The organism is Paenibacillus sp. FSL R7-0163, from assembly GCF_037969975.1.
GTDB lineage: Bacteria > Bacillota > Bacilli > Paenibacillales > Paenibacillaceae > Paenibacillus_AQ > Paenibacillus_AQ odorifer.
Genome location: NZ_CP150224.1, coordinates 5,215,019 through 5,240,238 on the forward strand (window position 1 = coordinate 5,215,019; position 25,220 = coordinate 5,240,238).

Below are 25,220 nucleotides of genomic sequence, written 5' to 3' on the forward strand. Positions count from 1 at the left end.
TTTAGTTCAGCACAAATGCCGTTTCGAATCCAGATTGAATGGCCTGTCCGATTCGTCCTGGCTTGCCTGCATCGCCGATTACCTTCACATTGGGCAGTACCTGCTTCAGCTCATCAACGAATGAGCGATCGGGTGTAACACCAATGGATAATACAACAGCATCCGTCTTTTTCAGCGAAGTTTCCCCAGTGGACGTATTCTCAAGCACAATCGCGCCGTCCTGCACTTCTACCAGCTTGGTTGATGCTAAGAGCTCCACGCCGTTCTTTTTCAGCCTAGTCACAATGTCGATCAGATTTGGCAGATAGGCGTCTGGGCCAACCCGCGGCTGCATTTCCACCACCGTGACCTGATTTCCCATATCGGCTAAATATTCAGCCGTTTCCAGCCCTGTCATGCCGGAGCCGATGACCACAGCCTGCTTGTTCTTAATCACAACTGACCCACTAAGTACGTCAACAACCGTGCAGACCGCTGCCTTTTTCACTCCCGGAATAACAGGCACTATAGGCTGTGCCCCAGCGGCAACAAATACCGCATAAGGGTTCAGTTGCTTCAGTTGTTCCAGCGTAGGTTTCGTAGAGAGATGGACATCAACATCCAGGTCCTCTAACTGATGCTGCATATTATCAATAAACCAGTTCAGCTTCTCCTTCAATGGTGGCCGGCTTCCCAGCTCCACACTGCCGCCTAGCACATCTCTGGCTTCGAACAATACAGGTTTAAAATCTCTGAGCGCCAAAATCCGTGCTGCTTCCATACCTGCTGGACCCCCGCCGATCACAGCTACTACTTTGCCATCGCCATCTTTTGCTGGTTCTGCAAATTCAAGCTCCCGGCCCACTCTGGCATTGACAGCACACTTGATTACCTTGCACTCCATCACTTCCTGAATACAGTACAGGCAAGAGATACAGGTTCTGATCTCTGCTTCTTTGCCTGCTGCCGCTTTGTTACCCCACTCCGGATCGGCCAGTTGGGCTCTTCCAAGGGCTACAAAGTCCGTGTTTCCTTCCTGTAGCAGACTCTCAGCAAATTCAGGCTTACGGATCACATCACAAGCAATCACTGGAATTTGCACCGCTTGCTTAATGGCTGCGGAGAGATGTTTTTTCCAGCCTTGCGGGTAGGATATCGGCTCAATGATCGTATTGGATGATTCATAAGTGCCGGAGCTTACATTTATGCAATCCACTCCGATGCTTTCCAGATGTTTCGCAGTCTGGATAGCCTCATCCAGTGTAATCCCACCTGAGACAAATTCATCGCCGTCGATTCGCACCGATACTGGGAATCCTGCGCCACAGATCTTTTTGATGCCAAGCACAATTTCGTTCAGGAATGACATTCTACCTTCCAGTGAACCGCCATATTTATCAGTTCTCAGATTGGTAAGCGGGCTCAGAAACTGTCCTACGAGATAGCCGTGGGCACCATGGATCTCCACGCCATCAATACCTGCTGTTTTAGCTATATAAGCTCCGAACACAAATTTACGAACTAACTCTTCTACCTCTTCAGTAGACAGCTCCCGGGGCATTTCCCCAATCGCTGAAGACATCACTGCGCTAGGAGCAACAATTTGTTTGCCTCCAATAAGCCGTCCGTGATTTTGCCGGCCCGGATGCTGGAGCTGAAGGAATATTTTGCTGTCATGACGGTGCACAGCTCTTGCCAGTTTCTCCAGACGCGGCACAAACAGCAAGTCACTTGCATTCAGCTGGTTCGGTGTACCTACTCCGGTCTCATTATCCACACGCGTAATTTCCGTAATGATTAGACCACAGCCACCCGCGGCACGTTCCTCATAAAAAGCAATCATTTCGTCCGATGCTTCACCACTGGCCGCGGCCAGTGACGTTCCCATAGCCGGCAATACAATTCTATTCTTAAGTTCAAGGCGTCCAATTTTACCTGCTGCAAACAGTTTTTCATATTTCATCTGCTTAGCACCTCCACCTTTAGTTTAAGGCGTCCAATACTTTGTGAATATATTTACAAGCACCAAAAATCACTTCTTTATAGTGCATATTGCACTATTATTGAACTAGGGGGCGATATGAATGGATGTTTCCTTAAATGAGCAAATATCAGGTAAAATCGAAATGGAGCATTATACCGCATCTTTGTTTACTGCATACATTTCAGGTGCAGGCCTTTCAGCTATCGTACAGACAGCTGCCGAGCTACTGCAGAATCCCGTCATTGTATTTGATTGCAGCTTCAAAATTGTAGCTCACTCTGACCTTTCCGATATCGACGATTACATATGGAGTGATAATATCCGCAAAGGTTATTGCTCTTACGACTTCATTGCGGCTGTGAGTAAAATGAACAGTGTCCAGCGTGGGAAACAAAGCGATGAATCTTATGAAGTAACCTGCGAGGAAACGTCAAACTCTAAACTGATCTCCAAAATAAAAGTAGCCGGCAAACAAATCGGTAATGTATTGCTTCTTGGATGCAAAAATCCTTTTCGCGCCAGAGATAACGAGCTGCTGTCCATCACCGCTACCATACTTGCCGAAGAGATGGGCAAAAACAGCTACTATCGCAACGCCAAAAATATAAAAGTTGAAGATTTTATCTGCGCACTGCTAGAGGAACAGCTTCAGGACAACCGGATCATTCAGGACAGAATGCGGAGTGCAGGATTAAAGTTCGGAAATCAGCTGCTTGTGCTGCTGTTCGATCTTACCTGGTATGAGGGTTCAGGCCGTTATGATGATTATTTAAGAGAACGTTTGCAACAGCTTTTTCCGGGCAGTCCTTCCACCTATTATGATGGGCAGATTGTAATGATCCATGACGGAAATCTCTCCAAAGAGCTTGTAAATAAGCAACTGCAGGAATTTCTAACTCAAACCGGCATCTCGCTTGGCATCAGCAATATATTCACTAATCTTACGCAGTGTAGGAGACACTATCTTCACTCCCGAAACGCTATTCGGATCGGTTCCATTCTCAGCCCGCAGCAGCAGCTGACTTACTACTCAGATATCCAGCTCTATGAGATGCTCTCTGCTGATGTTGTGTTTAACGAGGATAATAACTACTACCATCCAGAGCTGCTCAAGCTTCAAGAATACGATGCTGTGCACCAGTCCAATCTGTATCATACCTTTTACGTTTATCTCAAAAATAACCGGAACATGCAGATTACATCAGACGAGCTGTACATTCACCGGAATACACTCAGATATAAGCTCGATCTTATTAGCAGACTGCTGGACACCGACTTTACCGATTCTGAAAAAATGCTGGCGTACTATGTCTCTTACAAGGTCGCTGCTTTTTGTGAAAAAGCTAGGGAGCAGACCCGTACGCCGCAACGTTAATGTTAGAAGCTACTATAAACGCACAAACAGCCCCCGTTCTTATCCCAAGAACGGGGGCTGTGCTGTGAAGTAGAACTGTATATGATATTACAATCCGTAAAAAGCTTGCAGCTGACGCACGATTTCATCCTTGTCATGATCCACTACGGTTTGATGTTGTGGCATCTCGAACAATGCTTTAATCTGTGCCGGGAATTCCTGCTTAATATCGATCAAAGTAATTGCCTCATCGAACTTAGCTGGATGTGCAGTCGCAAAGGTAACGCCAATCTCATCCGGGCCATTAAAGGCTTCGTAAGCCGCGATTCCACATGCTGTATGTGGATCAAGCAGGTAGCCATATTCTTTTTGATACTTAGCGATCGTATTCAAGCATTGATCATTCTTCACACCCAGCGCTGCAAAATCCTTCTGCACCTGCTGAAGCGCCTCGCCTTCAACCGTAATCTTGCCTTCGGTTTGTAGCTTGGACATATACGCGGATAACTTCTCAGAATCCTCGCCTACCAGATAATACAGATACCGTTCGAAATTACTTGCCACTTGGATATCCATCGAAGGGCTGTAAGTGCTTGTGAAATTACCTGGTTTGTATTCGCCAGTATTCACGAAACGCTCCAAAATATTATTTTCATTCGTAGCAATGATTAGCTTGTTAATAGGAAGCCCCATTTGCTTAGCCAAATAGCCCGAGAAAATATTACCGAAGTTACCGGAAGGCACGCTGATATTAATCTTTTTCTCGTTGCTGCCATCAACATGCAGATATGCATAGAAATAATAAACAGTCTGCGCCAGAATCCGTACAAAGTTAATGGAATTGATTGCACGCAGATGATACCGACCTTTAAAGTCCAGATCTGCGAACAGATCCTTAATCACCTTCTGGCAATCATCAAAGTTACCATGAACAGACAGATTCAGTACATTGCTGTCGTCCACCGTAGTCATCTGCAGCTCCTGCACTTTACTTACCTTGCCGTGTGGATGGAGAATACAGATCTTGATGCCTTCTTTGCCGCGTACACCTTGAATAGCCGCCGCTCCAGTGTCCCCAGAGGTTGCACCGAGGATGTGGATGATTTTGTTTTGTTTTTTGGAAATATATGAATACAGCTCACCCATAAACTGCAGCGCTACATCCTTGAAAGCAAAAGTAGGCCCATGGAACAATTCAAGTACATATAAAGAATCATTTACTTGGTGTATAGGCGTTACTTCAGGTGTGCGGAAATTGGCATAACTGGTGTTGACCATTTCCTGCAGATCCTCGTAAGGAATCTCATCATTGGTGTAATAGGCAACAATCTTCAGGAACAACTCCTGATAGCTAAGACTTCTCCACTCTTCCAACGTTGCTGCTGAAACCACTGGAATCTCGGATGGAACCATCAACCCACCGTCGTCCGCAAGTCCCATCAACACCGTATCAATAAAACCTTTAGGTTCCACATTACCTCTTGTGCTTATAAACTTCATGCTCATCCTCCTGAACCCCTCGTTAATATATGACAAGAATATATGATAAGAAGAAACAACGTTGTCGTCCTATAGAGATGACAACTGTTTCTCGCAGAAATATAAGGCTATTATAGTTGCACCACTTATAAGTTCTTATAATTAACTATAAGTTTCACCCTAAACGTTATCCTTAAGCTAGTTAGGGATGATAAAGCTATTTCTGCTTGTTTTCCCTATATACTACCACGTTTACGCGCTAAAGTCCGTTAATTCTTTGTCTTATTTTGCAGCTCTCTCCAGACTGTTTTGTTGCTGTATTGCCGTTCTGTACTAACATCCTTACCGAACCATTCCGGCTCTTTAAAGCTTTCCGCTTCCTCCAGAGATTCAAATTCAACCTCGAGTACGGACAATTTCAGCTGGGAATATACGTCGATCTCAACCGTTGTGCCATTCCACACCGCTGTAATTCGCTCTTTGACCAAAGCTACCGCATTTACCGCTTCGATCATCTGATTATATAAACCCTCTGAGATAAAATATTCGATCTCTTCGCGTTTGATCCCTTTGCCATCCTTAAACGTATGCGTGTAGGTTACCTCACCTGAGTCCAGATCCGTAATTTTACGCACACGAAGCTCTTGACCACCATCTATCGCCAGATATGTCTGATCGATATTATGACGGGTAACAATCTTCAATTCTCCCTTTTGAATCAGCTGCTCCGGAAATTCCGGCAGCAGAAACTTGCGTTCGATCTCCAAAGCCATGATGTTTCGCTCCTCTTCGTGTCATATATTTTATATTAATAATCATCATAGGGGTGTGACAAACCCAAGTCAATGTGGATTATAGGGAAATAGGACATGCTCTAGCTTAAAAAGGCTACCGTGGTGCTCATTGTGGGATTTATGGAGGTTGTGGAAGATGGGGCTCACCATAGATTACTGGAAACTACGGATAATTAGCGAGTCAGCCCTCGATCATTGGGAAGCATCATTTGATTAGTTGGTCAGTGTGCCACTGGTCGGACTCACCTATTCGATTAGTTGGTCAGCGCGCACTGGCGTACTCACCCATTCGATTAGTTGGTCACGCGCTACTGGTCGGACTCACCCATTCGATTAGTTGGTCAGTGTGCACTGGCGGCTCCCCATTCGATTAGTTGGTCAGTGTGCACTGGCGTACTCACCCATTTACTTACGGACCGTATAGCCGCTATTTGCGAAAAAAACGCTTTTTGGGGAAGCTATCGGACTCAGGTGCAGCTATTTACTTCAAAACACCCCATGCGGTTGCGATAATTAGTCAATAGCGTCGCTGGAGTCCGAAAGTAGCCTCAATTACCTCTTTTTCAGCAAATAAGGACTCCTGAGTCCGATCCGAAGCAGGGTACCTAGACCTAGCAGCAGCCAAGAGAACTCTCCATCAAATGGAGTCGGCGCCTTCTCATTCTTATCCCAGACCAGACCAGACCATAATGATTGGAACATCGTTAACTTGTGGCACTCCCCCATACTTTTTCATACTTTCTCATACTCTCTCATACCACCCCTAATCCCTATTTACTTACGGACCGTATAGCCGCTATTTGCGAAAAAAACGCTTTTTGGGGAAGCTATCGGACTCAGGTGCAGCTATTTACTCCAAAACACCCCATGCGGTTGCGATAATTAGCCAATAGCATCGCTGGGGTCCGAAAGTAGCCTCAATTACCTCTTTTCTAGCAAATAAGGACTCCTGAGTCCGATTCGAAGCAGGGTACCTAGGAACCTAGCAGCAACCAAGGAAATTCTCCATTATATGCAGTCAGCACCTTCTCATTCTTATCCCAGACCAAACCCTATTGATGGAGCATCGTTAACTGGTGGCACTCCCCCATATCTTACGGACTAATAAAAAACCGAACGAAAATCAGAGGAAATCCTGAAATCCGCTCGGCTCGACGGCAAACTTATTTTATTTCTTTCATAAATGCCTGAAAGTCTTCTACGATTTCTTTTGCTTTAGTGCGATATAAATAATGTCCCTCTTCAAACTTCACTATTTTTCCATGTACAGAGTCCTTGATTTGCTTTTCATGCTCTGGTATCCATCTATCCGTTGCTGGTTGATTCGCTTGTATAAAGAAAATAAGAGGAAGATTTTTAGGAAATGTTAAACTTTCAGCTGATTTAAAATTAGAATACATCATTCCAGCTTCATTTAATTGGGTGGGATTAAATATGTTTTTGCGATTGATCAATCTCATTTGTTCTTTTGTTTTATCATCAAATGGTAGTTCAGCAATTGGGTCAGCACTGAATTTCATTTGCAATCTGATTAGACCTGATTTTTTGAGCAGATTTATAGTTTTTAATTCCGAAGCTTCGATTTTCCTCTCGCTTATCGATGGAACACTACTATCAAGCCCGACAAATGCACTCACTTCATTTTCATACTTGTTAACATAATCTAGTCCATAAATGCCTGAAATGGAGTGGCCCATTAGAATATAACGGTCAATATTAAGAGCCTGTAAAGCCTCATGAATTTCACTTACAATATTCTCTGTGCTGCGCTCCTTTTTGGTCAGATCACTTAATCCATACCCAAAAGGCTCAATCATGACGACTTTGTAAAACGGTGACAGCTCATCTATTAATGATTTAAAATCAAGAGCTGGCGCTGCTGTGCCATAACCCGGTAGTAGAACGACTGTTTCTTCACCTTTTCCTTGAATATAAACATTCATATTTTTCCCATCAACAGGTACTAACTGACCATAGGGCTCTATTTTACTCTGTTCCGATTTGTTGCTGATCAGATTAACTGTATAAACAATGGCGAGAAAAAGCAGGATTGCGATAATTATTGCTCCTATTACTTTAAGTAGTATGTTTAGTATTTTACTTGTTCTCGTGCCCGCCTTCATTTTCATTACTTCTTTTATTTTCAATCGTATCTTCTCCTGTCATCACCTGTGTATTGGACTGCCATAACTAACTGCTAATCTAAGATTAACCAATAAAGATGTACTCTCTATGACCTTAATATGAACGGAATATGAACAGGTAAAAAAGCTACAGCGTCTTACGCAAGGTAGCTGCACAGGATGTCATAACATAAGGAATATATGTGTATAGGCGGAGACGGTCAAGGCTGCCTTGCCATCCGCAGCTTCAGCTGGTTCAAATTCGTCATTGCCAACAAAAAAAGCAAACCACGAGCTAGGCTCATGGCTTGCTGGTGGCTTGCTCGTGTTTGCTCATGGCTTACTCGTAGCTTGCTCATGGCTTACTCGTAGCTTGCTCATGGCTTGCTCGTAGCTTGCTCATGTCTTACTCGTAGCTTGCTTATGGCTTGCTCGCAGCTTGCTCATGGCTTGCTCGTGTTTGCTCGGGGTTTGCTTTCTGTTTATCTAATGAATTCTAATCCTGCACCTTCAATTTATAACATCCGCTAACAAAATCCTGCTGGATATCCGGCAGAGCCAGTCCAGCCTGCATTAGCCGATCACCACCGTAAACCTCACCACTCACCTCCAGAATGTAATCCAGCTCCGGATTTAAACCATTCAGCTTCAGGCTACGGCGGGGCGGGTGCGGCACAGCCATTACCCGGAAGTAATAAACTAATGCCTCACGCTGATCATCGGACACGAACATCCATGCTGTCTCATTGCCCTCAAACGGGCTTTGCAGCCGGTACAGATTCCCTTGCTGCACAAGACTGCGGATTTGCTTATAGTTCGCAACCTGTTCCTTCACAATTTCCTTCTCTTCGTCTGTAAGCTTCGTAAGATCCAGCTCATAACCGAAATTACCGGACATAGCTACATCTCCACGGAAGGACAGCGGGGTGATCCGTCCTACCTGATGATTCGGCACGGCAGACACATGCGCGCCTATCGAACTAACCGGATACACCAGACTTGTTCCATACTGAATCTTCAGTCGTTCCACAGCATCGGTATCATCACTGGTCCAGGTCTGCGGCATGTAATGCAGCATGCCTGGGTCGAAGCGGCCACCACCACTACAGCAGCTCTCGAACAGGATATGTGGAAATTCTGAAGTTATTTGCTCCAATAGCTCATACAGACCAAGCACATAACGATGTGCGGTTTCCCCTTGGCGTTCAGAAGGTAACTCTGCAGAGCCAATCTCCGTTAAACAACGGTTCATATCCCATTTCACATAACTAATGGGCACGGTCGAGAAAATCCGGGACAGTGACTCATAAATGTACTGGCGCACATCCTCCCGAGTATAGTCCAGCACCAATTGCCAGCGAGCTTCGCTGCGGCGGCGTCCCGGCACATGCAGACACCAGTCGGGATGCTTACGATAGAGCTCGCTGTCCGGCGAGATCATCTCCGGCTCGAACCAAAGGCCGAACTGCAAGCCTAGATTGTTCACGCGCTGCGCCACATCAGACAGTCCGCCCGGAAGCTTGCGCAGATCCTCCACCCAGTCTCCGAGAGAGGAGTTGTCAGCGTCTCTTTTGCCAAACCAGCCATCGTCCAGCACGAATAGCTCTATCCCGAGCTTGGCTCCTTCCGCCGCAATCGACTCCAATTTATCCGCATCGAAGTTGAAATAGGTAGCTTCCCAATTGTTGACCAGAATGGGCCGTTCCTTATCTCTATATAATCCTCTGCATAAACGGGTCCGGTACAAACGATGATAGGTTCTCGACATTTCCCCGATCCCCTCGGAAGAATAAACCATCACTACCTCAGGGGTCTGGAATTGTTCGCCCGGATCCAGCAGCCAGGAGAAATCAAAAGAGTTCAGTCCCATCGTAAACCGGGTCATCCCGAAGGAATCGACCTCTGCCTCAGCTTCAAAGCCTCCACTATATACAAGACTGAAGCCGTAGGCCTCTCCATGATTTTCATCCGTTTCAGGTTTCACCAGCGCAGCAAATGGATTTAACTGGTGGCTGCTCATCCCTCTCCGGCTCCCAATGGTCGTACCACCTTGCACCAGACGTCTACGAGTCAGATTACCTTCCCTTGACCAAGCTCCTGCCAAATAGATCATATCCATATCGCCAGACGAGAAATCGACACTAGCACTCAGTGCACGCTGCAATTGCAGCTGCGTTTTGCCCGCATTGGTGAACTCCACAGAGCGAGTGATTACGTTAGTATGTTCAAAAACTGTATAGCGCAAAATAACATTCAGCTTGGTGTAATCATCTTTAAGTGTAAGCTCCAACGTCTGTGCTTCTTGCGCAGACTCAACATATACGGATGGTAGACCCGGCAGTGAAGGTTTACCCTCAACTACCCGATACCCGCTGTAATTCAGCTCTGTAATACGAGTGCCGTCTTCGAGCCGAACTTGATAAGCAGGTGTTCTGAAATCTCCCGTCCCGTATTGTGGGTATTCCTGCGGGAGCCGGTCGAGACCCGTATTTCCTCCCAGATTCAACAGCCCTTCCAAATTGCTGTCACTACGCAGCTTCTTGCCCCAATACGCATGTGCCGGATAATCATTTACAAGCTGAAGAATGTAACTCATCCCTGCACTCTGTAAATGGAATAATCCCTTATCTTCCTGAACTAAAATCCCCATGTGCCAGTCCTTCTCTCCTTAGGATTTACAGCAAATCTTCGCTCACAAAATCAACCATCGATTGAACCTTTAGCCCCTTAGGTGCGGCTGGAATCCAGTGTCTTCCATCGTTCCCGCGTTGTGAGAACTCTATCGTCTTGGTCTGACCTGGGAGAAGGTCAAAATAATTGTCAGAGAATATTCCTTCGTCTTCTGAAGTCAGGTATACGCCTCTAGCTAATACATCACTGGTCACGGTGAAGCTTAATCCGCCACTCTCTGGAGTTTCCAGCACGGTAATTACTGAGCGCTGTAACGCAATTTCTTTTTCCGGAATAAAATAATGCAGCTTGTGATCTATCACCCGGCCATCCGCCTGCAAGCAAATCCCAAGCAATACGTCACCCACCCGTTGACCTTCTAGCAGGTCTGCCACAGGAGAAGAGAATACGATAGCAGCAGAATCAGCTCCCAGCTCAACCGGATGTGTCCACTCTCGCAGCACCGAACCGTTAAACTGATACAAAGTAAGCACCAGCTCAGCGCTCACTGCTGTTCTTAAATCAGATACGACATGAACGTCTACCTTCTCACGGTCTGTACCGTCGATAGACAACAAAACATCTTGGAAGCTTGAACGCACGGTATATTGCAGAGCTTTCCAGCGCCCGTTATAATCCATCCCCGCCCAAGAAGCCACCGGCCAGCAATCATTCATCTGCCAATATAAAGTGCCCATACAATAAGGTTTATTTCTTCTGTGGCTTTCAATCGCGATTCGGATCGCTTCGGCCTGCAGGATTTGACTCATATATAAAAAGGCTTTGAAGTCCTTCGGCTGCGGCAGATACATATCCATATATTCTTTAATCAGCAGATTACCGCGACCATTCTTCTGATGTGCCAGCATCACCTCTGAGGTAAGCTCCATATCCTGCTCTTCTGCATAGCTCATTACGGTTTTCAGTTCCGGGAACGACTGGAAGCCGTATTCACTCATAAAGCGGCCAACCTTTGTATTATAGTTCTCAAAAGGCTCGATCCCGTGCCACACACCCCAGTAATGCACATCCCCTTCGCCCACAATCCGCGTCGCATGCTGATTTATATCGCCAGTCAGCTCCCGCAGCGGCGAGGACGGCCAATAGTCCACACCTGGATGGAATGCGGCTACAGCCTCCGGCAGAATACGGTGGAAGATTTTAATATAATCGGCCCACATTGTCGCTCTTTGCTCAGCGCCGAGTTTTTCTTTCCAGCCCCAGCCCATATTTTCCTCGAACTGTGACCAGGCCGAATCAATCTCGTTATTGCCACACCATAAGGCGATGCAGGGATGATTGCGCAATCTTTTGACGTTGTATTCGGCTTCTTTTTTCACATTCTCAAGGAACGCCTCGTCCCCGGGATACATACTGCAAGCGAACATAAAGTCCTGCCAGACCAGCAGTCCGTATTCATCACAGAGCTGATAAAAAATATCTTCTTCATATATACCGCCGCCCCAAACGCGCAGCATGTTCATATTCGATTCTACTGCTGTGGCAATTTCATGCCGATACCGCTCCTCGGTTACTTCTGTGGTGAAGCTGTCATTTGGAATATGATTGGCACCTTTGGCGAAGACGGAAACTCCATTCAGCGCAAAAGAAAACGAAGCTCCTTTGGCATCACGCTCCCGAATCAATTCAATACTGCGGAGTCCGGTTTTTACACTTTTGCTAACCTCTACTTCCGTTCCCTGCAGCAATTCCGCTTGGAAGGTATATAAATGAGGCTCTCCAAGGCCCCTGCACCACCAGAGCTTTGGCTCAGGTATAACAATATTCATCTCTAATTGCTGCTTGCCTTCCTCTAAAGTAACCGCTTGCATCCACTCCAAACCATCGGCACTTATTCGCAGCATTCCCCGCCAAGCAGCAGGAGCATCCACTTCTACCATTGCGGTCAGGCGAGCTTCTTCCTTAGCAATCACATTTTGACGGATATAGAGGTCAGTAATTTGAACGGTGTCACGTCCCACCAGAGATGCTGCACGCCAAATTCCACTGGTCAAAAAACGCGGGCCCCAATCCCAGCCGTAATGATAAGGTGCTTTGCGCGCAAAAATACTAATCCGTTGTTCATCTAATCCCCCAAGCTCGGATTGATCATTCGAGGCAGGCAGCGCATAACCCAGCTTCGCTAATTTCGGTAAATCTTCCTTAACCACAGAGCGGAACTTCACCCGTATATTATTTTCTCCAGTCTTCAGCTGACCTTTGACATCCACTTTCCATGCCAGAAACATATTATCAGCAGCGAGCACATGTACATTATTCACGTACACATCTGCATAAGTATCCAGTCCCTCAAAAACTAACTCCGTACAAGCAAGCTCCTGCCACTCTTCCCCCAACTGCAGCGAGGTTTGATATTCCCAGTCCTTCTTATCGATCCACTGTAGATCATGTTCATTTGTTCCATAAAAGGGGTCTGAAATTTTTCCGTTCTTTAGTAAATCCGTATGAACTGTACCTGGCACAGTCGCCGGAAGCCACTCCTCATCACCACAGCCTCTAAATTCCCACTTCGCAAGATTCATATGCAAATGTTTCATAATACCTCCTAAAAGTTTTGTAAGCATAGACTTCTCTGAATGACTTCGCGCAAAACTCGCTTCGGAAGCATATGCCTAAGTTTGGTAAGCATAGACTTCTCAAAAATAGCATAAGACTCAAATTAATTCATTGAACCCTTTTGATATTCTTTGTATTTTGTTATCTTATTGTTAGGTACATGCTAATTATAAACGCAGAAACAAAACAAATAAAGACAATAAATAATAATACAATACATTTATTAACGGCTTCGATAAAGCTATAATGTTCATGTAAACGCTAACAATAAAAACGAAAAGGGGATTAAGCTATGAGAAATAAGTTATTTTCGTTATCCTTTGTTATGATTATGGTCTTATCTTCAACGCTTGCTGGCTGTGGTTCGAATAATGACAACACCACGAATAACGGTGCTGCCGCAACTGATAAGCCCGCAGCAACTAACACAGAGAATACCGGCGGTGACACGAATGCAACTGCAGAACCTGCAGCAGGAGCTGATATCAGCGGCAAAATCACCTTCCTAACTAACAGAACAGACATGATCGGTAAAGAATATGACGAATATGTAAAGCGCTTTAATGAAAAATACCCGAACATTAAAGTCGAGTTCGAAGCTTCCCAAACCGACTATAACCAACAGGCTAAAGTCAGAATGGCCAGCGGCGAGCTTCCAGATGTTATGTTTATTCCTTCCATCCCTAACTCTGACTTGCCGAAATACTTTGCTTCACTGGATGATCTCGGTTTGAATGACCAAATCACCTTTAAAGACTTCAAATCCTTTGATGGTAAGCTGTACGGAATTACTACAGGGAACTCTACTTCCGGAATTGTTTATAACAAAAAAGCATTCACCGATGCCGGCATCACCGAAACGCCTAAGACTTGGGATGAATTCCTGGCTGCCTGCGAGAAGCTGAAAGCAAAAGGTGTCATTCCACTGTCCTCCAACTTCAAAGACAAATGGCCACTTGGTACTTGGGCTTATGATACACCACGCCTAATTGAAGGCAATCCCGACTTTCCTAATGCTAAGCTGAACTCTGAAACACCATTCACTATGGACAACGGTTACGGTAAAGCCTTTAGCCTGCTTAGTGAGCTCAACGAAAAAGGTTATCTGGAAAAAGACATCAACTCCACCAACTGGGAACAATCGAAAAAGGACATCGCTTCCGGCAAGTTCGCCATGTATTATCTTGGCAACTGGGTTATTAACCAAGTCATCGGAGCAGGCGCTGCTTCAGACAATGTCGGCTTCTTCCCATTCCCTTATGACAATTCGGGTAAACCATCTGCTACCCTAAGCCCTGACTTCTTCTATGCCGTTGCCAAAAACAGCAAAAATTTAGAGGCAGCTAAAGCCTTCGTAAAATGGATGATTGAGGATTCGGGCTATGAGGATTTCGCTGGCTTTATCTCTCCATTAAAAGGCAAGGAATCCAATCTGACTCAGCTGAAAGAATTCCAAGCTACCGGAGTAGAACTGGTAGAAGGAACTGTTGACGATGCGAAGGTTACAGAGATCGGTAACAAGGCACAACTGGATCTTCCTGCTGTAGTACAGGAATTCGTGCTTGCCAAGGATCCACAAACTGTATTAGACAAGTGGAATAAAGCTTGGGCTAAAGCCAAGAAGGACCTCGGCTATTAATTTGAGCTTGTGATTAGAAGTACAGAACGGCGCAAAATGGATTATTGCCTTTACGGATAATCCATTTTGCCTTTCCATACCACGCTTTTATGAAAGAAGGGCTAGCGATGTTCGGAACACTTTCCTATAACAAACAGAAGACTATAATCATTGTATCCTTCCTCACGATTCCATTGTTGCTGCTTGCAACATTCACGTATTATCCGGCACTTAAACTGATCTATTACAGCTTTACAAATTGGGATGGCTATAGTCCCGAAAAACCTTGGGTTGGCCTAGATAACTACCGCGAGGTCTTCTCCAATCCTGATATCTTCAAGGTTTTCACACATAACTTTGCTTATTTTGCAATGGGAATTCTCCAGAATATCGTTGCTATTTATTTTGCGGTTGTGCTGAATAGTAGACTAAAAGGGAAAAATGCATTCCGCATCTTACTTTTCCTTCCCTATATCATGAACGGAGTCGCTGTAGCCTTTATGTTCGGTTATGTCTTTGACACTACTAACGGTTCATTGAATATGCTCCTGAATAGCATTGGCCTGACCGGCCTCGGACAGACCAGTTGGCTTGGAACAGAAGGACTAGTCAACTACTCCCTTGCATCCACAGGATTTTGGCGTTTCATGGGCTACAACATGGTCATTTATATCGCATCCTTGCAGGCCATTCCACGTGACATTTATGAAGCTTCTAAGATCGATGGTGCCGGCTCCTTTCAAACGCTGTGGAGAATCACTTTGCCCAATATGAAGGCTGTTATTCAGCTTAATTTATTTCTTACCGTTACAGGGGCACTGGAAGTATTCGATCTCCCCTTCGTGTTGACCAAAGGTGGTCCTGCAGGGGCCAGCCAAACTTATGTACAACGGGTTGTCGATACCGCATTTGCATTTAACAACTACGGCCTTGCATCTGCAATGAGTATAATCCTACTCTTCTTTGTCGTCATCGTACTGCTCATACAACAACTTGTTCTTAGCCGGGGAGGAGATAAGTAGCTATGACACACTCTAAGTTTCGTTTTACAGATATCATTAAATACTTTTCGCTAATTATCGGCGTATTCGTCGTGCTCTTCCCTCCATATGTGGTCATCGTTAACGCCTTCAAATCGACCGAAGAATTCAACAGCAGTAGCTCCACCGCGTTGCCAAAAAGCTTTTTAAACTTCGATAACTTCATTGCCGTGTTCCAGCGTGGAGGTCTACTCAATGGCTTTGGCAACGTATTAATTATTATAGCTATCACTTTAATTCTGAACATTTTGTTCGGGACTATGGTAGCATTTGTATTAGGACGCTTTTCTTTCAAATTGAAACCCATTGTTTTCGGTGCTTATTTAGTAGCCACTATCATTCCTAGTATCACGACACAAGTAGCGACTTTTGGTATCATCAAAAATATGGGTCTTTACAATACGCTTGGCGCCCCGATCGTGCTCTATATTGGAGCAGATGTAATTCAAATCATTTTATACCTGCAATTTATCCGTAATATTCCCGTGGATCTCGATGAAAGTGCGATGGTAGAAGGTGCCTCTCTGTTCAGAATCTATCGGTCGATTATTTTCCCTTTACTTACGCCAGCAACGGCTACTTTGATTATTTTAAAAACCATTAGTATCTATAATGACATGTACATCCCTTATCTCTATATGCCTAAACAAAGCCTTGGTGTAGTTACGACGATCCTGATGCGTTTTCAAGGGGTCAATTCGGGGGAATGGAATTTAATCTGTGCAGCTATTCTGCTTATTCTGCTGCCAACAGTAATTCTATATTTCTTCCTGCAGCGTTACATCTTTGAAGGCGTAACCAGCGGAGCGGTCAAATAAGGTAGCTTATTACAGGAAAGGAACAACGCAAATGCTATCATACATCCGGTTAACTTTACGCAAAATGTGGTTGTTCCTTGCCAATCTACCGATGGAGCGCAAGCTGATCGTTATCTTTGTCTTTCTGATCTCTCTGCCGATCACTTATGTGAGTTATCTATCATCCCGCTCCATGTTCAACTCGGTTCTTGTGAATGCGACTGACGGTGCGGGTCAAATGACATCGAATGCTTCAGATACCATTGACCGGTATATTGCCGACCTCAAGAGATATACAGCCCTGCCGCTGTATAACACCGATGTGCAAGTCTACCTGACACAGCAAAATACCGACTGGGAAAAAAATACGGGCATGGCGATGTTCCTTAGCTATTTGAATCATACTAAGGAAGAGATCATTGCCGTGTATTTGGTAGACCAGTACGGTTCGGTCTTTTATGATAAGGACGCCGGAATTAATGAGCTGTATCCAGAGGAACGATTAGCTAAATGGAGAGCCATGAGTGAAGATGCCGGAGCGGCGCCTGTCATTCAGGGCAGACATACAATCCGTACCAACTCGAATGTCCATAAAGAGGTCTTTAGTGTTCTGCGTACGATTAACTCTGTAAGTACTTTGCAGAATATAGGAATTCTCGTTTTCGATGTAGACATCAATCTGTTTAAGGGTATTATCGATCCCGTAAATGCAGTTACGCAAGGAAATACGTTCATTGTAGATAACAATGGAGAACTGATCTATGCCAGTGAAGATTCAGCGGTTCCGAATCTGGCTGCCGATACACAAACTCTGAATACAAAGCTGTTGCTGCAGCAAGTAAATCAGCAGCAGGATCATTTTCAAATAGACTTGAATGGCCAGTCTTATCTTGCAGTGTATACCGTCTCGAAACAGACCGGTTGGACCACCATGGTTACGATTCCTTTAACACGTATCCTATCCCCTGTACAAAAGAATCGGAATACGCTTATCTTGACCACACTGATCATCATTGCCTTTGCGCTTTTTGTTGCGACTATAATTTCCCATGCCCTGACCAAACCCCTTAAATCCTTGGTCCGCCTAATGAAACGGGTGCAGCATGGTAATCTGGATGTCTGGCAGCATTCCAAATATAATGATGAGATTGGGATGCTGGGCAGTCATTTTAATCGGATGATCGTAAGGGTCAAAGATCTGTTACAAGAAGTATCCATCACGGAGAAACGGAAGCAGAAGGCTGATATGCGGGCACTTCAGAACCAAATCAATCCCCATTTTATTTATAACACGCTGGAATCCATCCGCATGCTTGCAGAAAGCAATGATGATCCACGTGTGGCGAAGCTAACCTATTTACTGGGACTTCAAATGCGTTACAGCATTGTCCGAAACGAAGAGGCTGTTACAATTAGACAAGAGCTGGATCATGTACGGAATTATTATCAGCTGCTGGAAATCCGATTCCCAGACAAATTCAGACTTAACATTGACGTGCCGGACGAACTCCTTCATCTTCCTGTTATTAAGCTTGTCTTTCAACCGATCGTAGAAAATGCAGTCTTTCACGGCTTGGATCAAAAAGTAGGACTGGGCACCTTGAGCATCACCGCATGGAGCGAGCATGGAGATGCCGTTTTCTGTGTAGAAGATGATGGGATCGGTATGGATGAAGCTACTCTTCGTTCCTTAAACAATAGTCTGCAAACTGGAACGGACAATGAAAGGTTCGGGATTGGACTACGTAATGTAAATGAGAGAATCCGCCTGCATTACGGCAGCTCGTTTGGACTGCTTGTAGAGAGTGAGCTTGGAGTCGGCACTCGTGTTACCCTGCGCATTGAGGATATTAACGCTAAATATAGCGAAGATGAATTTATTTAGGAGAGGGGCTGCTCTGATTGCTGCGTATTGCGATTGTTGATGATGAGATCTTAATCCGCGAAGGACTGGCTCGAATGATCAGTAAAGAAAGCGCCGAATTTCTGGTCATCGGCACCTACTCCGACGGAAAACATCTATTAGATGAGTTAACCACACTTCAACTTGATGTCGTGATTACAGATATTCGTATGCCGCAAATCAATGGTTTGGAGCTGATTAAGCAGTTAAAAGCCACCCATCCGCAGATCTATTCTATTCTAATGAGTGGATTTGTTGAATTTAATTATGCCCGAGAAGCCATCCGCAGCTCAGCTGTAGACTATTTATTAAAACCAATCAATAAAGAGCAGCTGTTCGAGCTGCTATATCGGCTAGACAAAGAACGGCAGCTCGCGCGCGACAAGGAAGAACGCCACCGTTCCGGGCTTTTATTGACATTCTTACATATCGAAGAGCCCTCTTCCCCTCTACTATTATCCAGCCTTACCTTGCCCCAGACTTATTTCTCGGTCTTTGTCCTCAAAGGGAGCACCAGAGAAACCGTCTGCTCCTGTGCAGACAGTCTGCGGCAAGAGAAGGCGTTGAGCTTTGACAGCTTAGAGCTTCAAAAGGGACTATACGTCTGGATTGTATATTCTGCTGAGCCGCTGTCAGACAACGATTTAAAAGATATCGGTGACATTATGCGGATATCTGCGCACGGAAAGATCCTACATGTAGGTACCAGCGGTTGTTATAATGAGGTTTCCAAGCTTAGACAGGCATACCTAGATGCTAAACAAGCGTGCAACCTGGGCATATATAATCCGGAGCCTGTGCATTACGCGAATATTCAGGATATTCAACAGCCGGAGATAAACATCCTGGATCACTTTAATACAATTAGAGAACCGCTGATCCATAACCTGCAGATTCTGAATGTGACAGGCATCTTAGAATGGGTTCATGACCTGTTCTCAGTGTTGAAAGCGCAACAAGCCGGCTCTGACCAAATTCTCCGTGTCTGTCGATGGATTGAAGAAACCGCACAAAAGGAACTGCAAGAATTCGAGGCCCGCAATAAAAGTGCTCCCGACCTCAGGTTGGATGACAGAATCGCGTCCAGCTTAAGCTTTAGCGACATTGAGGAGATGTTTACCGCCCACTTTACAAATATTCTGACCGAAATCAGAACCCATCGTCTGGAAATGTCCGGTACAGCCATAGAAACCATCAAACGCTGGATATCCGCTAACTATAATCAGCATGCGGATCTGAACACTTTGGCGAATATGGTTTTTTTGACCCCAAGCTATTTAAGCAAGCTGTTCAAGCAAGAGACTGGACTTACACTGACGGACTACATCACCGAAATTCGGCTGCGCAAAGCCAAACATCTGCTCAAGAATGCTCCGGACCTAAAGGTTCACGAGATTGGGGCAGAGGTTGGATATGGCGACCCTGCCTATTTCAACAAGCTTTTTAAACGTGTTGTCGGGGTTACACCCAATGAATATAAACGAATTTCTATTGTATAAGGAGATTGATCACTTGCATTCAGAGCTTCAAAGAAATAGCGAAAATCATGAAATAACCGTCTACGACACAACAGAACTATATGGTGAAAAAGGCTCCTTCCGCGTTATGCAGTTCTCGAATCATGCCACTCAAGGTGCGATGGATCTTAATGACCCGCAACGAATTCTCTTTGAATATCCGCGGGCCATCATTCACTTCATGGAGTTCAACCTCCCCTCTTTTGAGGATGTTTTTCTTATTGGGCATGGAATTGGAACAATTGCCGGGCATTTTCCGGAGAAAAGATTTAAAGTAGCCGAGCTAGACAACGAAGTAGTCGAATTAAGCCGCCGCTGCTTTGGATACAGTCAAGATAACGTAGTGATCGGTGACGGACGTCAGATCCTTGAAGGTGAAGACCCGCAGGTATATGATTACATCATTTTGGATGCTTTTACTGCCGCTGGTACACCAAGGCATTTGATCTCCCGTGAATTTTTCAGTATTACCCGTTCCAAGCTGAACACAAGCGGATATATTCTCATGAATCTAATGGGAAAAGGTGAACATGACCCGCTTATCAACGCGATTTATACGACGCTTGCCGAAGAGTACGCCTATATCAATGCCTTTTCCCTGCCCTCAGAAGGGGCCGCCGATATCCAAAATATCATTATGATTGGCGGCAGCACCCCTATCCGCTTTCAAGCCCGCCATTTGGCAGGTTTCAAAGAAATACAGCTGGGACAAGGATATCTGATTCAGGATTAACTATAAAAAATGACCTCATCCTCCACTTCATTGTGGATTTCGAGGTCATTTTTGGGTTGTTTTCATATCGCACCATTTAAACCGGATTAGGCACAAAGCTGCCACCACGGCAATATTTCAAGTAATTCAGTGCATGCACCTGGCCGGTCATTTCCAGCTCATCACGATACACTGGATCATGCCAGCCTTCGATATCAATCGTACCTTTATAACCCGCTTGGCGCAGGATGGTGATTACATCTACCCAATTGGTATCCCCGAAGCCAGGGGTCCGGTCCCATACATACGGTTTAGGGCCATGAATACCGTATTCCTTGACGATATCCCAAGCGATGGTCGCATCCTTGCCATGCACATGGAATACTTTATCCATCCATTTGCGCAGCTGCGGAAGCGGATCAATTAATGCGATCATCTGGTGGCAAGGCTCCCATTCCAATCCCAGATTATCTGCCGGAACGGCATTGAACATCTTCTCCCAGGCCGAAGGATTGTGAGCGATGTTCCACTCTCCGCTCTGCCAGTTTCCGCCCATAGCACAATTCTCAAAAGCAATTCGCAGGCCGCGATCTGCCGCTCTCTTCGCCAGTTCTCCGAACACCTCTGTAAACTTCGGGATGGACTCGTCAATGGACAAACCTGGCAATCGGCCGGTGAACCCGCCTATAATATCTGTGCCAAATAAATGTGCATGATCAATCAGCCGCTCCCAGCTGGCCAATGTGTCGGCATTGTCGCCGCTGCCATCCAGCGGATTGCCATAGATGCCCACAGAAGAGATGACAAAATCATGCTCAGCAGCTAACTCCCTCAGTCGTGCAGCCGTTTCGATCAAATCGGTTTCGCCGGTGGTCTGCCAAAAATTCAGATTAAATGATTCAAATCCATGCCCCACAATTTGTGGAATGACCTTAACGGCTTCTCCACCACGAACAATCGTACCTATTCTCAGTGTATCTTGCATTTCGGTTCCACTCCAATAAAGGTTTATAGTGTGATCTTAACGAGGTTTAATCATCTTGCAGGAACCACGCTTGAGCAATACCGCATCATAGACAATATGCTGATGGCTTGACCGTCCGGAAATGAGGTCGAACAGAACACCTACACTGGATAAGGCCATTTCCGTACCCGGCTGGCTGATTGTATCCAGAGAAGGATGATAATATTCAGCCATCTCGATCCCGTCAAAGCCAATGATCGAAATGTCATCAGGGATAGATAACCCCGCGGTAAGCACCGCTTTGGCAGCACCAATGGCAATCGTGTCGGAAGCGGCAAATATAGCTGTAATTCCCTTGTTCTTGTTGAGCTGTCTTCGCGCAGCATTAAATCCCGAGCTGGGACTGTATTCACAATCCTCAACCAACCCTGAATCATAGGGCAGACCCTGCTCTTCGAGTGCTTTTTTGTAGCCTAAATACCGCCGGTTGCCCGTGGTTTCATCCAATAATGGAGACTTGGCTAAAAAGCCGATATTCGTATGACCTAATGAGATCAAATAATTGGTAGCCTTATAGGCTTCCTTCGTTTCATTGATAATAACGCTGGAAAAAATAAGCGGGTTCACCTCCTGCGTTGAGGTGATCGTTGTCAGCACAAACGGAACCGTCAGCTGTTTGAACTTCTCTTCAGAATGATCATAGGTTCCACCCATGAAGATAATCCCGCACAGATTCTTCTCCTTCACCAGTTGAATTGCAGCATTGATTTCATCGGTCCCATCCTCTACTTGCTGGATAAGAAACGGGTAGCCCCGCAGATTGACCTGCCGTTCAATTTCTCTGATCATATTAGAGAAAAAAGGATTGGTAATCCCCTTGACCATAAGTGCAATGTTCTTAGATTGTGTAGTTTTCAAATTCCGCGCGTTGGAATTGGGAATATAATTGTATTCCTTAACCACACTCATCACTTTCTCACGTGTAGACTTGCTCACCGGTCCCTTGTTATTGATTACCCTGGAGACCGTCGAGATGCCCACACCGGAAATCCGCGCGATATCCTTGATATTTACATCCACTTTACTCCCCCATTTATGGGTAAAGGAGCTATATCGAATTATAGCTCCCTTACACCCCTTAACTTTCTTTAGTTGACAGGAACAAACGCAGCCAATTGCTTCTCTACTTCGGCAATGACCTTGTCAACTCCTGCTTTTTTCAGCTGATCGCGGTACTCTGCAACAGCTGCTTTTGGATCTTTGCTTGTTTTACCAAGCATCAATTGAATACCAAGCTGTGAATTTACGTTGGAAATCGAAGCAATTTCAGTTGTAACATTGGTTGGATCAAAGCTGAAGCCATTGTAAGGATCATCGATAGCCACTTTATCCCATTCTGCGAATAAGGAGTTACGGATTGGGTTTTCTGTATCCGTAGGAACTACGAATTTGTCATTACGAAGTGACCAAGCAGCGAAACCTCCGCCGTCCGTTTTATCATTGAAGCCTGCAGGCTGCTTTTTAACACCATTTTCCATCACATATTGTTTGCCTTCAATACCGTTTTGGATGAGGTTGTAGTAGCTTTCATCGGTCATGAACTTCTCGATCACCATCAGAGCGCGCTCTGGATTAGCTGAGTTCGTGCTGATTACAGTCGAGTTATCAACGCCCATTTTACGTTTGATCTTCTTATTAGCTTCCGCAAAAGTAAAGAAGTAAGGATCTGATTCCGGTTGTGCTTTCAAATCCGCACCGTATTGGCCGATCCAGTCCTGAGCATGAGTCAAATAGCCTGCGGAGTTGGCTGCTCTGAAGTTATCCTTGCTGCCAAGGGTTGCAGACAGCACATCTTTACTCCAGTAGCCTTTATCCGCCCATTCACGCATCTTCACAGCCCAATCTTCAAATTCCTGAGTGAAGGCTGGATGGAAGACGGTCTTGTAGTCCTCTGGACTTTTAGTCACAAGATTCAGCTCATTCAAGGATATACCAGGAGCGTTAAGCCACATCCCTGTAGTATCTACGAGCATTCTGAACATATTGGCCGCATCTTCTGCCTTGCCGTTAATTGGCGGGAAGGACTCATTAGCAACCACATTATCCATGTATTTAACCATATCATCAATGGAAGTGATTTTATCCATTCCGTATTTCTTCAGCAAGTCAGAACGGTAGGCATAACCGGCAGGTGTATATTCGCTATAAAGACTTGGTACACCATAAATTTTGCCTTTGTATTTTGTATTTTCCCACACACTTTCCGGAATTTCCGCCTTCAGCTTAGGAGCAACTTTATCCAGCATTTCTGTAAGGTCCACTAGAGCACCTTCACTAGCCAATGTGAAATAAGACACCGGAGCTCCGGGAGATGCATGCGACATATCAAATTCTTCGCCTGAAGCAAATAGCAGCGGGTATTTAGTAGCGATATCCGGCCAGTCAATATACTTCACTTCAATCGTAGCGTTTAGATCAGCTTTGAGCTTCTTGTTAATCTCAGCGAGGATTTCTTTATTTTTAACTCCTTCGCTGCCCCACAGGTAGTACACCAGCTTAGCTTCCTTGGAAGTATCCACTCCGCCTGCATTGGCTGAAGCCTCTGGAGCTTTCGTGGCTGCCGGATCATTACTCGGCTCATTGTTGTTCTTGGATGTGCAGGCTGTCAGTGCTCCAGTAAGCATGAGGACAGCAATTAAAGAAGACGCGATCTTTTTACCTTTCATTTAGGTAAGCCTCCCTTTTCTCTTCTATTTATGAAACTTTCATTTATAATAAACGCTCTTCGAAAAGAAGATTGCGTCCATTAACCCTTTACAGCCCCGATGGTGAGGCCTGTTACGAAATAACGCTGTACAAATGGATACAGGAGAATAATCGGTCCAGTGGCCAGCACAGCTGTAGCCATCTTGATGGATTGCGTCGGAAGATCAGCAGTATTGATAACCGCTCCCGAGTTGATTAGCGCTCCTAAGTTCGTCTGATTGACCATTCGCTGCAAAAAGTATTGGAGCGGATATTTCGCCGGACTGTCAATATACAACATCCCGTTATACCACTCATTCCAGAAGCCTAGTGCTGAGAAAAGCCCGATGGTAGCCAATGATGGAACCGCCAGCGGAATAAATATCCGCCAATAGATGCGAAAGTCGCCAGCACCGTCAATGGTAGCGGATTCATATAAGGAATCCGGAATCGCCTTCATGAAATTACGCATCAGGAAGATGGACCATGCGCCAACTACACCTGGCAGAATCATAGCGAATAAGCTGTCCTTCATATGCAGGTGCTTCACCATCAGGATGTATGTCGGAATCAAGCCGCCACTGAATAGTGTTGTAAAGTAAATCAAGAAGGAAAAGAAGTTGCGATACTTGAAATCCTTACGGTTGAGCACGAATCCGGCCATCGACATCATAAACAGTCCGAGTACCGTACCCACTACGGTAATGAAGATAGTTACCTGATAAGCATTCACCAGCTGAGTAGAGTTGTTGAATAGCATCTCGTAAGCTTTAAAGGAAAATGCCTTCGGCAGCAGCTTATAACCTTCACGAACAATTTCCTGCTCGTTCATGAACGATGAGGAGATCATCAACGCGAAGGGGAATAAACAGAATAGCGCAAAGATTGCGATACAGATATAACTGACTGCTTTTATGAGAATGCTTCCGGAATCCTGTTTGATGGTCGTATTTTCCATATTTAT

18 protein-coding genes are annotated in these 25,220 nt (G+C 45.2%); 7 read left to right on the forward strand and 11 right to left on the reverse strand.

Annotation, left to right across the window (positions count from 1 at the left end; genetic code table 11):
* Position 1: 1 nt before the first annotated feature.
* Positions 2-1,942, reverse strand: a complete 1,941-nt coding sequence (locus NST45_RS22965; RefSeq protein WP_036680741.1) for an NAD(P)/FAD-dependent oxidoreductase — start codon at positions 1,940-1,942, stop codon at positions 2-4.
* 121 nt (positions 1,943-2,063) lie between these two features.
* Here NST45_RS22965 and NST45_RS22970 point away from each other — a divergent pair, with 121 nt between their 5' ends.
* Positions 2,064-3,338 carry a helix-turn-helix domain-containing protein gene (locus NST45_RS22970; protein ID WP_038568822.1) on the forward strand — a complete coding sequence of 425 codons (1,275 nt, stop codon included), beginning with the start codon at positions 2,064-2,066 and terminating at the stop codon, positions 3,336-3,338.
* 87 nt (positions 3,339-3,425) lie between these two features.
* On the opposite strand, the gene thrC is transcribed toward NST45_RS22970, so the two are convergent.
* The 6 genes from thrC to NST45_RS23000 all read right to left on the reverse strand — a co-directional run bounded on the left by thrC (position 3,426) and on the right by NST45_RS23000 (position 12,941).
* Complete coding sequence (gene thrC / locus NST45_RS22975; RefSeq protein WP_036680736.1) at positions 3,426-4,817, reverse strand: threonine synthase; 1,392 nt, start codon at positions 4,815-4,817, stop codon at positions 3,426-3,428.
* Positions 4,818-5,065: 248 nt separating this feature from the next.
* Positions 5,066-5,569: a CYTH domain-containing protein gene (locus NST45_RS22980; protein ID WP_036680734.1), complete on the reverse strand. Its 504-nt coding sequence runs from the start codon at positions 5,567-5,569 to the stop codon at positions 5,066-5,068.
* 573 nt (positions 5,570-6,142) lie between these two features.
* Positions 6,143-6,292, reverse strand: coding sequence for a hypothetical protein (locus NST45_RS22985; protein ID WP_339823947.1), 150 nt, complete (start codon positions 6,290-6,292; stop codon positions 6,143-6,145).
* Positions 6,293-6,753: 461 nt separating this feature from the next.
* The gene (locus NST45_RS22990) at positions 6,754-7,719 is read right to left on the reverse strand and encodes an alpha/beta hydrolase (RefSeq protein WP_038574125.1); all 966 of its coding nucleotides are present in this window, start codon (positions 7,717-7,719) and stop codon (positions 6,754-6,756) included.
* A gap of 490 nt (positions 7,720-8,209) precedes the next feature.
* On the reverse strand, positions 8,210-10,363 hold the full coding sequence (locus NST45_RS22995) for an alpha-galactosidase (RefSeq protein ID WP_076214914.1): 2,154 nt from the start codon (positions 10,361-10,363) through the stop codon (positions 8,210-8,212).
* Positions 10,364-10,388: 25 nt separating this feature from the next.
* Positions 10,389-12,941 carry a glycoside hydrolase family 2 protein gene (locus NST45_RS23000; protein WP_076214910.1) on the reverse strand — a complete coding sequence of 851 codons (2,553 nt, stop codon included), beginning with the start codon at positions 12,939-12,941 and terminating at the stop codon, positions 10,389-10,391.
* 311 nt (positions 12,942-13,252) lie between these two features.
* Here NST45_RS23000 and NST45_RS23005 point away from each other — a divergent pair, with 311 nt between their 5' ends.
* The 6 genes from NST45_RS23005 (at position 13,253) to NST45_RS23030 (ending at position 20,568) form a co-directional block, all read left to right on the forward strand.
* The gene (locus NST45_RS23005) at positions 13,253-14,599 is read left to right on the forward strand and encodes an extracellular solute-binding protein (RefSeq protein ID WP_038568815.1); all 1,347 of its coding nucleotides are present in this window, start codon (positions 13,253-13,255) and stop codon (positions 14,597-14,599) included.
* Between the two features lie 107 nt (positions 14,600-14,706).
* Positions 14,707-15,600 carry a sugar ABC transporter permease gene (locus tag NST45_RS23010; RefSeq protein WP_036686923.1) on the forward strand — a complete coding sequence of 298 codons (894 nt, stop codon included), beginning with the start codon at positions 14,707-14,709 and terminating at the stop codon, positions 15,598-15,600.
* 2 nt (positions 15,601-15,602) lie between these two features.
* Complete coding sequence (locus tag NST45_RS23015) at positions 15,603-16,436, forward strand: carbohydrate ABC transporter permease (RefSeq protein WP_051491485.1); 834 nt, start codon at positions 15,603-15,605, stop codon at positions 16,434-16,436.
* 31 nt (positions 16,437-16,467) lie between these two features.
* Positions 16,468-18,300: a sensor histidine kinase gene (locus tag NST45_RS23020; protein WP_076214905.1), complete on the forward strand. Its 1,833-nt coding sequence runs from the start codon at positions 16,468-16,470 to the stop codon at positions 18,298-18,300.
* 17 nt (positions 18,301-18,317) lie between these two features.
* Positions 18,318-19,817 carry a response regulator gene (locus NST45_RS23025; RefSeq protein ID WP_076214902.1) on the forward strand — a complete coding sequence of 500 codons (1,500 nt, stop codon included), beginning with the start codon at positions 18,318-18,320 and terminating at the stop codon, positions 19,815-19,817.
* The gene (locus NST45_RS23030; RefSeq protein WP_076214898.1) at positions 19,789-20,568 is read left to right on the forward strand and encodes a fused MFS/spermidine synthase; all 780 of its coding nucleotides are present in this window, start codon (positions 19,789-19,791) and stop codon (positions 20,566-20,568) included. The genes NST45_RS23025 and NST45_RS23030 overlap by 29 nt, the downstream gene beginning before the upstream one ends.
* A gap of 76 nt (positions 20,569-20,644) precedes the next feature.
* On the opposite strand, the gene NST45_RS23035 is transcribed toward NST45_RS23030, so the two are convergent.
* The 4 genes from NST45_RS23035 to NST45_RS23050 form a co-directional block, all read right to left on the reverse strand.
* Positions 20,645-21,532 carry a sugar phosphate isomerase/epimerase family protein gene (locus tag NST45_RS23035; protein WP_036686914.1) on the reverse strand — a complete coding sequence of 296 codons (888 nt, stop codon included), beginning with the start codon at positions 21,530-21,532 and terminating at the stop codon, positions 20,645-20,647.
* A 36-nt stretch (positions 21,533-21,568) separates the two neighbouring features.
* Entirely contained in the window at positions 21,569-22,591 is a 1,023-nt protein-coding gene (locus NST45_RS23040) for a LacI family DNA-binding transcriptional regulator (protein WP_076214893.1), read from the reverse strand.
* Between the two features lie 68 nt (positions 22,592-22,659).
* Positions 22,660-24,237 (reverse strand): DUF3502 domain-containing protein, encoded by a 1,578-nt coding sequence (locus tag NST45_RS23045; protein WP_036686909.1) that lies wholly within the window; start codon positions 24,235-24,237, stop codon positions 22,660-22,662.
* 80 nt (positions 24,238-24,317) lie between these two features.
* A complete protein-coding gene (locus tag NST45_RS23050; protein ID WP_076214888.1) occupies positions 24,318-25,214 on the reverse strand; it encodes a carbohydrate ABC transporter permease in 897 nt (298 codons plus the stop codon).
* Positions 25,215-25,220: the final 6 nt, after the last annotated feature.

Bases quoted from the DNA above. Each gene is read 5' to 3' on its own strand.
- NST45_RS23030 (WP_076214898.1), top strand. From the start codon at position 19,789: ATGAATATAAACGAATTTCTATTGTATAAGGAGATTGATCACTTGCAT.
- NST45_RS22980 (WP_036680734.1), bottom strand. From the start codon at position 5,569: ATGGCTTTGGAGATCGAACGCAAGTTTCTGCTGCCGGAATTTCCGGAG.
- NST45_RS23015 (WP_051491485.1), top strand. From the start codon at position 15,603: ATGACACACTCTAAGTTTCGTTTTACAGATATCATTAAATACTTTTCG.
- NST45_RS22990 (WP_038574125.1), bottom strand. From the start codon at position 7,719: ATGAAAATGAAGGCGGGCACGAGAACAAGTAAAATACTAAACATACTA.
- NST45_RS23045 (WP_036686909.1), bottom strand. From the start codon at position 24,237: ATGAAAGGTAAAAAGATCGCGTCTTCTTTAATTGCTGTCCTCATGCTT.
- NST45_RS22970 (WP_038568822.1), top strand. From the start codon at position 2,064: ATGGATGTTTCCTTAAATGAGCAAATATCAGGTAAAATCGAAATGGAG.
- NST45_RS23010 (WP_036686923.1), top strand. From the start codon at position 14,707: ATGTTCGGAACACTTTCCTATAACAAACAGAAGACTATAATCATTGTA.
- NST45_RS22985 (WP_339823947.1), bottom strand. From the start codon at position 6,292: ATGTTCCAATCATTATGGTCTGGTCTGGTCTGGGATAAGAATGAGAAG.
- NST45_RS23050 (WP_076214888.1), bottom strand. From the start codon at position 25,214: ATGGAAAATACGACCATCAAACAGGATTCCGGAAGCATTCTCATAAAA.
- NST45_RS23005 (WP_038568815.1), top strand. From the start codon at position 13,253: ATGAGAAATAAGTTATTTTCGTTATCCTTTGTTATGATTATGGTCTTA.
- NST45_RS23020 (WP_076214905.1), top strand. From the start codon at position 16,468: ATGCTATCATACATCCGGTTAACTTTACGCAAAATGTGGTTGTTCCTT.
- NST45_RS23000 (WP_076214910.1), bottom strand. From the start codon at position 12,941: ATGAAACATTTGCATATGAATCTTGCGAAGTGGGAATTTAGAGGCTGT.
- NST45_RS22995 (WP_076214914.1), bottom strand. From the start codon at position 10,363: ATGGGGATTTTAGTTCAGGAAGATAAGGGATTATTCCATTTACAGAGT.
- NST45_RS22965 (WP_036680741.1), bottom strand. From the start codon at position 1,942: ATGAAATATGAAAAACTGTTTGCAGCAGGTAAAATTGGACGCCTTGAA.
- thrC (WP_036680736.1), bottom strand. From the start codon at position 4,817: ATGAAGTTTATAAGCACAAGAGGTAATGTGGAACCTAAAGGTTTTATT.
- NST45_RS23035 (WP_036686914.1), bottom strand. From the start codon at position 21,532: ATGCAAGATACACTGAGAATAGGTACGATTGTTCGTGGTGGAGAAGCC.